This is a genomic window from Wolbachia endosymbiont (group A) of Ischnus inquisitorius, from assembly GCF_964026985.1.
GTDB classification, from domain to species: Bacteria; Pseudomonadota; Alphaproteobacteria; order Rickettsiales; family Anaplasmataceae; genus Wolbachia; species Wolbachia pipientis.
Genome location: NZ_OZ034715.1, coordinates 468375 through 480822 on the forward strand (window position 1 = coordinate 468375; position 12448 = coordinate 480822).

Annotated in this window: 9 protein-coding genes, 1 tRNA gene and 1 pseudogene; 7 read left to right on the forward strand and 4 right to left on the reverse strand. The window is 36.2% G+C overall.

Annotated elements, in window-relative coordinates; all coding sequences use genetic code 11:
• Positions 1 to 7 precede the first annotated feature (7 nt).
• The 3 genes from rpmA (at position 8) to metK (ending at position 1593) form a co-directional block, all read left to right on the forward strand.
• Entirely contained in the window at positions 8 to 277 is a 270-nt protein-coding gene (gene rpmA, locus AAGD90_RS02490; RefSeq protein ID WP_006279564.1) for a 50S ribosomal protein L27, read from the forward strand.
• Between the two features lie 9 nt (positions 278 to 286).
• Positions 287 to 363, forward strand: a tRNA-Ile gene (locus tag AAGD90_RS02495).
• Positions 364 to 420: 57 nt separating this feature from the next.
• Positions 421 to 1593 (forward strand): methionine adenosyltransferase, encoded by a 1173-nt coding sequence (gene metK, locus AAGD90_RS02500; protein WP_341822078.1) that lies wholly within the window; start codon positions 421 to 423, stop codon positions 1591 to 1593.
• 193 nt (positions 1594 to 1786) lie between these two features.
• Here metK and AAGD90_RS02505 read toward each other — a convergent pair.
• A protein-coding gene (locus AAGD90_RS02505; protein ID WP_341821644.1) for an IS5-like element ISWpi1 family transposase occupies positions 1787 to 2619 on the reverse strand; the annotation gives its coding sequence in 2 pieces (ribosomal slippage) (positions 1787 to 2250 and positions 2250 to 2619; 834 coding nt in all).
• A gap of 125 nt (positions 2620 to 2744) precedes the next feature.
• On the opposite strand from AAGD90_RS02505, the gene AAGD90_RS02510 reads away from it, so the two are divergent.
• Both AAGD90_RS02510 and AAGD90_RS02515 read left to right on the forward strand, forming a co-directional pair.
• Positions 2745 to 3604 (forward strand): IS630 family transposase gene (locus AAGD90_RS02510; protein WP_156518142.1). Its coding sequence is split into 2 segments (ribosomal slippage): positions 2745 to 3069 and positions 3069 to 3604, totalling 861 coding nucleotides; the frame shifts between segments, so codons are not numbered across the junction.
• A 29-nt stretch (positions 3605 to 3633) separates the two neighbouring features.
• Positions 3634 to 4382 (forward strand): annotated as a pseudogene (locus AAGD90_RS02515) (hypothetical protein); the annotation flags it as partial.
• Between the two features lie 141 nt (positions 4383 to 4523).
• Here AAGD90_RS02515 and putA read toward each other — a convergent pair.
• From putA to secB, 3 genes are all read right to left on the reverse strand, one after another.
• Positions 4524 to 7664, reverse strand: coding sequence for a bifunctional proline dehydrogenase/L-glutamate gamma-semialdehyde dehydrogenase PutA (gene putA / locus AAGD90_RS02520; RefSeq protein WP_341822079.1), 3141 nt, complete (start codon positions 7662 to 7664; stop codon positions 4524 to 4526).
• A 134-nt stretch (positions 7665 to 7798) separates the two neighbouring features.
• Positions 7799 to 10384, reverse strand: coding sequence for an aconitate hydratase AcnA (acnA, locus tag AAGD90_RS02525; protein WP_341822080.1), 2586 nt, complete (start codon positions 10382 to 10384; stop codon positions 7799 to 7801).
• 14 nt (positions 10385 to 10398) lie between these two features.
• On the reverse strand, positions 10399 to 10902 hold the full coding sequence (gene secB, locus AAGD90_RS02530; RefSeq protein WP_006279761.1) for a protein-export chaperone SecB: 504 nt from the start codon (positions 10900 to 10902) through the stop codon (positions 10399 to 10401).
• A 164-nt stretch (positions 10903 to 11066) separates the two neighbouring features.
• Here secB and AAGD90_RS02535 point away from each other — a divergent pair, with 164 nt between their 5' ends.
• Together AAGD90_RS02535 and dnaQ are read left to right on the forward strand one after the other, a co-directional pair.
• Positions 11067 to 11717 (forward strand): Tim44/TimA family putative adaptor protein, encoded by a 651-nt coding sequence (locus AAGD90_RS02535; RefSeq protein ID WP_010962367.1) that lies wholly within the window; start codon positions 11067 to 11069, stop codon positions 11715 to 11717.
• Between the two features lie 17 nt (positions 11718 to 11734).
• Positions 11735 to 12430, forward strand: a complete 696-nt coding sequence (gene dnaQ / locus AAGD90_RS02540; protein ID WP_010082574.1) for a DNA polymerase III subunit epsilon — start codon at positions 11735 to 11737, stop codon at positions 12428 to 12430.
• The last annotated feature ends 18 nt before the right edge of the window (positions 12431 to 12448 follow it).

Consider the following 12448-nt stretch of genomic DNA (forward strand, 5'->3'; position numbering starts at 1 on the left):
GTAAGATATGGCAACTAAAAAATCAGGTGGTAGTTCCTGTAATGGTAGAGATTCAGCGGGTCGTAGGTTAGGAATAAAGAAGAATGGGAAGGTTATTCCTGGTAACATAATTGTGCGCCAAAGAGGCACAAAATTCCATCCTGGGAAGAATGTTGGTATAGGTAAAGATCATACGATTTTTGCTAAAATAGAAGGCTGGGTCAGCTTTAGAAGATCAGCAAATAAAAAGACTTTTATTGATATCGTGCCTACAGATAATATGAAAGCTTCAGCTTGAATAAATCATGGGTCTGTAGCTCAGGTGGTTAGAGCGCACGCCTGATAAGCGTGAGGTCGGAGGTTCAACTCTTCCCAGACCCACCATTTAGTAGTTACTAACTGTGTTTTCTATAGCGGTTTTGATATTGTATAAGCAAAAACATGAGTTTATATAAAAATTTAGTAACCAGTGAATCAGTGGCGGCTGGTCATCCAGATAAAGTAGCAGATCAAATTTCAGATGCAATACTTGATGAGTACCTTTTTACTGATCCTTTTGCGCGAGCTGCAATAGAGACTTTAGTCACCAAAGATAACGTTATTATAGCTGGGGAAGTGTTTGGGCCTAACATCAAAAATAGCAGGATTGAAAGTATTGTACGGAATACAATAAAAGATATTGGTTACAAGCACGATGGGTTCCACTGGAGAAAAGTGAAAGTAAATATATTGCTGCATGAGCAATCAAATGACATTGCAATAGGGTTGGATCAAGGTGCTGGAGATCAGGGCATAATGTATGGCTATGCAACAACAGAGACAGAAAACTTTATGCCGGCACCCATTTTTTATGCACACTCGATTCTGAAAAATATCATGAGCGCAGTTAAAGAAGCAAAACTTGGTCCAGATGCAAAGTCACAAATCACTTTGGCATATGAGAATAACCTCCCGGTACGTGCTGAAAGTATTATTGTCTCAATACAGCACCCTGAGGATTTGGATCAATCAAAAGTAAAAGAAATAATTTACCCTTACATAGTTTCATCTTTACCTGAAGGATGGATGTGTCCTGAGGAAAATCTCTTAGTCAATCCAACTGGTAGATTTGTTATTGGTGGACCGGTTAGTGATTGTGGATTAACCGGACGAAAAATTATGGTTGATACTTATGGAGGTTATATTCCACACGGTGGAGGAGCGTTTTCCGGAAAAGATGCAACCAAAGTTGATAGATCTGCGGCTTATATGGCAAGATATCTTGCTAAAAATATTGTCTTTGCAGGTTTGGCTGAACGTTGTCTTGTGCAGCTTTCTTATGCAATTGGTGTATCAAAACCTACTTCATTCTATATTGATACATTTGGTGCGAATAAGGTAGAGGAAAGAGTAATTAAAAAGTTTATCGAGAATAATATAGATTTATCAACAAAAGGCATAATCAAGCATTTATCGCTTAATCATCCTATATATAAACGTACAGCCTGTTATGGACATTTTGGTAAAGAGTCAGAAAGTGACGGTGGATTTTCTTGGGAAAGCATAAACTTGTCTGCTGATCTTCGTAGAGAATTCAATATAGAAGGTAATAGTAAAATTTCTTTAGATTGCTAAAATTTTTGATTTACAGCCCCATATTTATATACTAGCTTATTGTTAAAGCATAGCACGCTTTTTCATAATAATTATACCACATTAGTAATAATTTTTATATTCAATTTTTATTGTGAGGCTTATAAAGTGTATAACGAAATAGAAGGAGAACTGTACAACGTAATTGTAAGAGGTTGTCCGGAAACTAGTAAATTCAAGCATATTCCCTCTTTAACATAACCCTACTCATAGCTAGGTATATGAAATTCTCAGTGGATGTTGTGAGTAAATCATACTCCTTCGATAGCCTTCTATTCCTATTAACCCAAGCAAAAGTCCTTTCTACAACCCATCTTCTTGGCTGTACTTTAAACCCTTGTTCTCTTGTTGGTAGTAGCTCAGGTGGCGTATCTTTGTGCACCCAAAATCTACATGGAGGCCTTTTAACAATTTCAATATCTATGTCATATTCTTCCTTTATGTGATTCTTTAAATTTCTTCCTTGGTATCCCATGTCAGCCCACATTTTTTTAACTTTAGTATATTTTGTTCTCATATTGTTTAATGCTATTTTAATACCATCTCTATCATTTTCGTTAGCAGCGCCTACGTAACAACCTAGTATAAAACCCTGAGTGTCTGTAATTATATGCCTTTTTCTACCCTTTACTTTTTTACTTCCATCATAGCCTTTGATCCCCCCTTTTCTGTAGTCTTTACAGATTGACTATCTACTATACAGGCACTCGGCTGCTCATTCCTTCCTATTTTTCTTCTACTATATTTTGTAATTTCATAATTCATTTTCTCAAAAATTCCCTGCTTCTTCCATTGCCTGAACTGCTCATACACAGTCTTCCATAGCGGAAAATCATTTGGTAAATACCGCCATTGACACCCTGTACGCAATACATAGAAAATTGCTTCTAATATTTCTTTTTTGCTATACTTTTGCGGCCTTCCTCCTTTCTTGTATGATACTCTGAAGTGTTTTTCTATTCTTGCCCATTCCCTTTCGCTTAGATCTGTTGGATACTTTTTTCTCATCTTTACCCCGTACTAAAATTTCAGATATTATAGCCTTTTACTTGTTTCCGGACAACCTCTTATAGCTCTTTCCACAGAAGTCCGGATATGATAAGATTAAGGATAGATGGCGATAAGGAGGTTGGATGCCGGCAGCATATAGTTATGATTTAAGAAAAAAAGCAATGGAAGCACTAGACGAAGGGGAAAGCAGAGAAGCAGTGGCAGCAAGATTTAAAATTGGACGAACTACTTTGTGGGAGTGGCAGCAAAGAAAAAAAGAAACAGGCGACTTTCAGTCAAAAAAACTCGGTAATGGAGGTTACAATCAGAAAATTATCGACTGGAATAAGTTTATCGAATTTGCTAAAAAACACGGTAGAAAAACTCTGTCGGAAATGGCTAAACTTTGGGGCAACGTTAGTATCCAAACGATCCACCGAGCTCTCAGAAAAATTGGATTTACGCGCAAAAAAAGACATATGGATACAAGGAAAGGAACGAAGAAAAACGTGCTGAATTCTTAAAAATTATAGCAACAAAAGAACCAGAAAACTTAGTGTATATAGATGAGTCTGGGATTGATAACACGGAGGACTATCCATATGGGTATTGCCAGAAAGGACAGCGATTTTATGCCCTAAAATCTGGAAAAAAAACTCAACGAATCAGCATGGTTGCAGCCTTAAGTAGAAGAAAGATAGTTGCTCCATTAACATTTGAAGGCCACTGTAATATGGATATTTTTAATGGATGGTTTGAGCAATTTTTGGCACCGATCTTAGAACCTGGACAAACTGTCATTCTTGATAATGCTACTTTTCATAAGTCTGATAAGCTTATCAAGCTCGCTAAAGGAGTCGGTGCAGAAATTTTGTATCTGCCGCCTTATTCTCCAGATTTTAACAAAATTGAGCATCATTGGTTTGCTATAAAAAACAGAGCCAGGAAAAACATTCCTCTATTCGAATCCTTTCGTCGTGCTGTTGATTCTGCCTTCCTATGACCTATTCGGACTATTATGAGAAATGCTATATCACTCAAATGCGTTTATTAAATCAAGAGAAATTATTATTTATCTATGATCGTCTTCAGTAAAATTCATTCAGCAGCATTATAATTTGGAAGTAGATTTTATTTTTCGCTTGCAAAAAAGAAATTATAGTAAGCTATGGGAACGCTGGCGAATTAGATTTTGATTTTATATTAGAAAATGAAAAGCTAAAAAATAAAATGAAAGGACAGAAAGTAAGAGTTATAGTGCTGACATTAGCCAACTGAGAAACAGAGTTTTTGACCGAGACTTTGGAGCAAAGCTTATGTGTTAAGGTGGCACATAGAGGAGTGCTATAAACGACTCAAAGTAGGAGCAGAGTTAGAGAATTTTTCTGGAGAGGCTGTATTACAAGAATTTTGGGCAAACTTGGTCATGTGCAATATATTATCGCTTCATATGTGTGATGCACAAGGGCCTTGGAACCCAGATCAAATTACTGAGTATCGTTTAAATTTTTCAGTTTTATTTAGTGTAATGAGACAGAAACTCTATCAGGTACTTATTGCGCCAAAAAACTTTCAAGCCCTTTTTATAGCTCTTTTTACAATAATCCGAACAGACCGTAATATGCTACTGGCCTGCTATAGCCATAAACACATATCTTATCGCATTCGGACTATTATAAGAAAGGCTATAAGTATACGCGCTAAAGTTAAAATCCGACCGGGACAGCCGCAATAAAGTAGATAAGCCTAAACGCCATCATGTCTTTAGGAGAGTTTGCTAATGAAAGTTCTTAAGTTGACGCCATTGGCTGAACGGATACGATTTATTTCAGTGCATGAGCTGGTCCTTTTCGGGTTTTAGCGCTGTGTACATAACTGCACGAACGTCTAGTTTAGGGGTAAGAAAAATTAGGGCCCGCAAATTAATCCAAACACATAAGTGTAGTGTTACCACCAAATGCTGTAGTGTTAACACTTACAACTTTTTCTGTAGAAAAACGCTGTAAATAATGAGGACCACCAGCTTTTGGCCCAGTGCCAGATAGTCCTCTACCACCAAATGGTTGTATCCCAACTGCTGCACCTATCTGGTTACGGTTGATGTAGACATTTCCAACTGATATTTTTTTACTTATAGTGTCAATTTGACTTTGTATACGACTCTGCAAAGAAAACGTAAGCCCATATCCAGTACTATTTATATCACTTATAACTTCATTTAATTGTGACTTGTTAAAACGTATGATATGTAAAATAGGACCAAATACTTCTTGCTTTAATTGCGAAATTTTTTGTATCTCATAAATATATGGAGGAAAGAAATAACCATTATGAGAATTTGTATCCATGGGTACTTTAAATAACAGATTTGAATCTTTATCCTCTGACATTTTTTGCGTATGTTGAGTGAGCATATCGATAGATGCTTTATCAATTATTGGACCAATATCAGTACTAAGTTGTATTGGGTCACCAATCTTGAGTTCTTGCGCTGCACCGCATATCATTTTTATCTGCTTCTCTGCTATGTCCTCTTGAATAAACAGCACTCTAAGCGCAGAACAGCGTTGGCCAGCGCTGCGAAACGCAGAAAGCAAAACATCCGTAGTCACTTGCTCTAAGAGAGCAGAGCTATCAACAATCATAGCATTTAATCCGCCAGTTTCAGCAATAAGTGGTACGATAGGACCATCCCTATTTGCAAGCATTTTATTGATTATTTGAGCAGTTTGTGTTGAGCCAGTAAAAGCTACTCCGGCAATTCTATTGTCTGGAACTAATATTTTGCCTAAATATCCACCATCCCCAGGAATGAGGTGTAACATATTCTTTGGTATCCCAGCTTCATGTAGTATCTTAACAGCTTCGTAGGCAATAATCGGCGTTTGCTCTGCCGGTTTTGCCAGCACTGCATTACCTGCTGCAAGTGCAGCTGAGACCTGCCCAATGAAGATAGCGAGCGGAAAATTCCACGGTGATATGCATAAGAAAACTCCTCTGCCTTCAAAAAAGATGAAGTTATCTTCACCTGTTGGGCCCGGCAATTTTTTCCAGTCGCTCAGTTCATTTTTTGCTATCATTGCATAATAACGCAGAAAGTCGATTGCCTCTCTTACTTCTGCTATTGCATCGGATAAAATTTTTCCTGCTTCCACAATCAGAATGTAAATTAACTCTTTCATCCTTTCCTCAAGCAAATCTGCAGCTTTTTCAAGGCATTTAGCGCGCTCTTCTGCTGAAACATTCTGCCACTTAGCAAAAGCACTATGTGCTATTTCAAGAGCTTTTAAAGCTTGATCGCTTGTTGCACTTGACACTTCTCCAATTACATTTTCCAAATGTGCAGGATTCACTACTTCGATAAATTCAGCATTATCAAATAGTGCTTTTCCATCAATTATTGGTCCAATTTGCCACTTTTTTTCACTAAAACCCTTTATATCATCTGCAAATTGTGAGACTATCACAGAATCACTAATATCCATCCCCAAGGAATTTTTTCTTTCTGGTCCCAAAATATCTTGTGGTAATGGAATGCCTGGATGAGGTTCATAATTAAAATTTATAGCTTTTTCCAGTGGATCTGAAATTAACTCATCGATTTTAACGTTAGGATCACTTATTTGATTAACAAACGAACTATTAGCTCCATTTTCAAGAAGGCGTCTTATAAGATAAGGCAACAAGTCACTATGTTCCCCAACGGGTGCGTAGACACGACAGCTAACATTTGTTGCAAGCTCTGACATTGCATAATCATATAAGTCTTTTGCCATTCCATGTAAGCGTTGAAATTCAAATCCAGGGTGGTTTTTATCAGCAATTTCCATGATAGAAGCAAAAGTATAGACGTTATGAGTTCCAAAGCATGGGTAAAAGCTGTTTGGTTTACTCAAAAGTTTCTGTGCGCACACGAGGTAAGATACGTCAGTATAGCTTTTTCTTGTAAATACTGAGTAATCATTTAATCCCAATTCTTGCGTACGCTTGATTTCTGAATCCCAATATGCACCTTTTACAAGCCTCACCATAATTTTGTGCTTTGATCGGATAGCAACATCTTCAACAAAGTCAAAAACAGATAAAGCGCGCTTTTGATATGCTTGCACAGCCAAGCCAAGCCCTTCCCACTCAGAAAGTGACTCATCAAGACGCAATTGCTCGAATAAAACTAATGACATCTCAAGTCTTTCTGATTCTTCTGCATCTATACATAATGAAATATTGTATTTTTTTGCTTCATGACAAAGCTCTAATAGCTTAGCTCTCAGCTCTTCAGCTATATTATCGAATTGGCTGAATTCATAACATGGGTGTAAAGCAGAAAGTTTGATTGAAATTCCATGGGATTTAAAACAATCATTTATTTCAGTGGATTCACCTATAGCTTTTATTGAGTGCATATATGAATTAAAATACTCTTCTGCATCCTCAGCTGTGTGAGCAGCTTCACCGAGCATATCAAAAGAGTATAAAAACTTACTATTGTCATCTAATTTTGCGTACCTTAAAGCTTCTTCTATGGTTTCTCCAACAACAAAATGATTACCAAGCATAGACATTGCTTGTTTTACTGCTTTGCGAATGATCGGTTCTCCTAAATTCTTAAGTAACTTAGAAATTGCGTAATAGAACTTCGAATCGCCTTCATTATCTCTCAATATACTGCTACCTATCATTAAACTCCACGTGGAAGCATTGACGAACAATGAAGAAGAATATCCTAAATATTTACTCCATTCTTGATTGGCAATTTTATCTTTGATTAGCTCGTCTATTGTATAATCATCTGGTATTCTAAGTAGCGATTCAGCAAGGCACATCAATGCTATTCCTTCATCATTGGAAAGCGAGTATTGCTGCATAAAGGAATCTACAATACTTAGTTTATTGTGTTTGATTTTTTCAATAACTTGTTTTGCAATATTATAAATTCTATTTTTTGAATCAGCTGAAAGCTCTGCTTTTTCTACAAGATAACGTATATAACTCTTTTCATCAGTACGATAAAATCCTTGTAAACGTTTTCTGAGTTCATTAGGTTCTTGTATAGAGCTTATCATATATAATTATCTCCAAAAAATACTCCGACACCATATGTATGGTGAAATTATATCATAACTTTGCGCAGAGCAAATTGCTATTTACAAAGGGATCAGGGCTGGCTAAAAGAAGTCCATGCAATAACTTCACTAAATCAAAAAGATTGTGCAAGTATGTAGCTCAACACTCCACCACACATCAAGTATTTAGTCTCAGTTGCGGTTTGTACACAGCATTTGAGTTGAATTGATTGCTTTGAATTATCCTTTCTTTTGATGATGCATTCTAGATTTCCACCTGGCACTATTTCACCTTTTATGCTTATTACCTCGCTACCATCAAATATCTTTCTGGTTATTCCATTTTGGAATATAAGTGGAAGAACACCCATGCCGACCAAGTTGGACCTATGTATACGCTCAAAGCTTTCTGCAATGACAACTTTAACCCCCAACAATAAAGTACCCTTTGCTGCCCAATCCCTACTTGAACCTGTGCCATACTCCTTTCCTGCCACAATTATGAGAGCTTCCTTGTAGCGCATTGCTGCATCAAAAATCGACATAGTTTCTTGAGAAGGAATATATTTTGTATAGCCGCCTTCGATGCTTACCATTTCATTTTTTATTCTAATGTTAGCAAAAGTCCCACGCATCATTACATTGTGGTTACCACGACGAGACCCATACGAATTAAAGTCCTGTGGCTCAATTCCAAGATTTTTTAAATATATACCTGCAGGACTACTTGAGGCAATATTTCCAGCAGGGGAAATGTGGTCAGTGGTTACGCTATCGCCAAACATTGCCAATATTTGTGCACCTTTTATATCGATTTTATTATTTTTAGGTGATAAATTATCAAAATAGGGCGGATTTTGTATGTAAGTGCTATTTGCATCCCAATTATAGATTTCACTTTTTTCACACTTTATCTTTCGCCAATGTTCATCACCAGAAAAAACATCCTTATACTTTTGTATAAACATCTCACGTGTTACCACATTTTTAACACAATCTTCGATTTCATTGTTTGTTGGCCATATATCCTTGAGGTGGACGTCATTTCCATTCTTATCTTTGCATATTGAATCTTTTGTCAGATCAATTTGCACAGTACCAGCAAGTGCATATGCAACAACAAGTGGCGGAGATGCCAAGTAATTAGCTTTGACTAACGGATGAATTCTTCCTTCAAAGTTACGATTGCCAGATAAAACTGCAGCAACGGTTAAGTTTTTGTTTTTAATGCCATCTTCTATATCTTTATTAAGTGGACCAGAATTCCCAATGCAAGTTGTGCAACCATATCCAACTAGATTAAAACCCAAAGCATTTAGATCTACCTGCAATCCAGACTTTTCTAAATATTCTGTTACAACTTGTGACCCTGGAGCAAGAGAAGTTTTAACCCAAGGCTTTGATTTTAATCCAAGTTTAATTGCATTACGAGCTACAAGACCTGCAGCAATCATCACACTTGGATTAGAAGTATTAGTGCAGCTTGTTATTGCTGCAATAACTACACTTCCATCTTGGAGTTTATCGCTTTCCTTTGACTCATTAACTAAAAATGATTTAGAAAAAGACTCTGCCACTTGTGAAAGAAAAACCTTATCTTGTGGTCTTTTGGGACCAGCCATTACTGGCTCCACGCTTGATAAATCAAGCTCTAGTGTGTCAAAAAATGCTAACTCGTCACTACTACGCCACAGTCCTTGCTCTTTCGCATAAGCCTCAACTAGCTTAATCAGCTTTTCTGGCCTTCCGGTTAAGCTTAAATAATCTAGCGTTTTTTGATCAATTGGAAAAAATCCACAAGTTGCGCCATACTCCGGGGCCATGTTTGCTATAGTGGCTCTATCTGCCAAAGATAAATAATCTAAACCATCACCATAAAATTCTACAAACTTACCAACAACGCCTTTTGTTCTTAGGATATTGGTAACCATCAGCACTAAATCGGTCGCAGTTACTCCTTCCGACAATCTGCCAATTAATTTAAATCCAACTACTTCTGGAATCACCATACTAATTGGTTGACCAAGCATCACAGACTCAGCTTCTATGCCTCCAACACCCCAACCAAGAACTGATAATCCGTTAACCATTGTAGTATGGCTGTCAGTACCAACTAAAGTATCAGGATATATGACTCCATCATTATTACACACAACTTGCGCTAAATATTCAAGATTCACTTGGTGGCAAATCCCTGTGCCAGGCGGCACTACTCTAAAATTTGTGAAGGACGATTCTCCCCACTTTAAAAATTGATATCTCTCCAAATTTCTTTTTACTTCTAACTCAACATTCTTACTGAATGCGGAAACACTTCCATAACTATCTACTTGAACAGAATGGTCAATCACAAGATCAACCGGTACAGACGGATTTATATTGCTTGGGTTTCCTCCATTTTTCTTAACATAGTCCCGCATTGAAGCTAGATCAACAACAGCAGGAACCCCTGTAAAATCTTGCATCAACACCCTTGCTGGTTTATAGCTAATTTCGTGATTAGTGTGTTTATTAACGCAGTCTGCTAGTACTCTTATGTCATCTAGCTTTACGTTTACTCCATCTTCATTGCGCAATAAACTTTCAAGCAGAACCTTAAGTGAGCAAGGCAATTTAGTCACATCTATTCCTAAAAATTCACTAGCACTACTTAGGCTAAAATAGTTGTATGACTTCCCGTCAATGTTTAAAGTCGTTTTTGCATTTAAAGAATTGTTCATCCTATCACACTATATTAGTTAAAATTGGAATTACTACCGTTACTTTTTTGTTGTTGACCTTGCTGCTCATACATAGTTTCAAAATCTATAGGATCTAGCATCAGTGGGGGAAATCCACCACTACTTGTAACTCTTGCAATTATTTCTCTTGCAAAAGGGAAAAGAAAAGTAGGTCCGCCAATAAACAAAGCTTGTCTTACCTCTTCCTCACTCAACTCTTTTAAATTTTCTATTGAAAAAATGCCACAATATTTCGTCTCACAAATGAAAGCTACACCATCTTTTATGCCTTCATCTTTTACCGTTGCTTTGACTTCTATATGCAAAGTAATTTCATGAAAAGATTTTTCTTCATTCACTTCTTCTTTGTTTTTCGTCCCTTCTAATTTTGCTGAATTGATATTAACCATTACATTAATATCTGGAGCTTTACTAGAAGAAAGGAATGGCGAATTCGGATTCTCAAATGATAGATCTTTAACATATTGACCGTGAATTCTCATTTTTTGTTGTGGCATTTCTTACGTCTCCTTTAATTAAGTTGAGATATTTAATACTTTCTTATATAATATATTCATTTACAAACGAATAGCAAACCTGATTATAAGTTGATATGAAAAACATATTTTCATTAATAATTAATAATGTTCGGATACTTTATATGCCAAGGAGTTGAGTTACTATGATAGAGCTTGTAATATATGCTTTATTAGCGGCGTTCATTTTTTCACGTTTGTATAATTCTTTAGGAAGGTCAGCCAACCTCAACCTAAAAAAGCTAACTAATGTATTGGATGTAAGCCGAAGTAGAGAAGATGTAGTAGAAAACATTGAGGGTTACATTGATAGCAATGATGAAAATTCAATAAAAGTTACTTATAAACAAATATTAAAAAAAAACAAAGATTTTTCTATTTCCCACTTTATAGAAGGTTCAAGCATAGCTTTTGAATTAATAATAAAATGTTTCAATCAAGGAAATTTGTCTCAGTTAAAACCACTTCTCGATAAAGACTTATATGATAATTTTGCAGAGAAGATTAAACATCGTAAAGAGGTGCACGAGTCTATAATTGTTTCTATCGTTTCACAAAAGATTTTAGAAATAAAGCTAGTAAAAAACGCAGTGTTTATTGCAGTATATTTCCTTTCAGAGCAAATTAACTTCGTTAAGAACAATGAAGGAGATATAATATCAGGTAGTACATCCACTATTAATAAAGTTGAGGATGTATGGCAATTCAAAAAAAATGTTAATTCATCAGACCCAAGCTGGTTGCTTGTTTCTATTCACTATAAAAAGACAAGTAACGATAAGACAAATGATAAGTAAGATGAGTTTTATTTGAAATGGAAAGCAAGCTACGCGAAATAGTACTTGACACTGAAACGACAGGTCTTGACACTGAATCTGGTCATCGAATTATTGAAATAGGGTGTGTGGAATTAATTAACCGCATTCCAACAGGTAAAGTATTCCATCGGTACCTTAACCCAGAAAGAGATATACCTTATCACTCGTTTAAGATTCACGGTATTAGTGAAGAATTTTTAGAAGATAAACCATTATTTTCAGATGTTGCACTTGAATTTCTTGACTTTATATCTAATGATATTTTGGTAATTCACAACGCTGAATTCGATGTTAAGTTCCTTAACATGGAGTTAAGCAAGCTGAATGCTAGGTTAATTTCCTCAGACAGAGTGCTAGATACATTACCTCTTGCGAGGAAAAAATTCGCAGGATCACCTGCTTCTTTGAATGCATTATGTAAGCGTTTTGATATATCGCTAGAGAATAGAGAATTGCACGGAGCACTAGTTGATGCTCAATTGCTTGCAAAGGTATATGTTGAACTTACAGGAGGGTTACAAACCTTTCTGTTTGATAATGAATGCAATCAGGACAGTAACTCCACATTCGTTCAGCATAAAGTACGTAATCTAACTCCCAGAGAACATTTACCAAATAGTGAAGAAATTGATGAACATAAGAAACTGTTAGACAAAATTAACAATACACTTTGGAATAAATATATTGAATAGGTTAACCAATAAAGATAC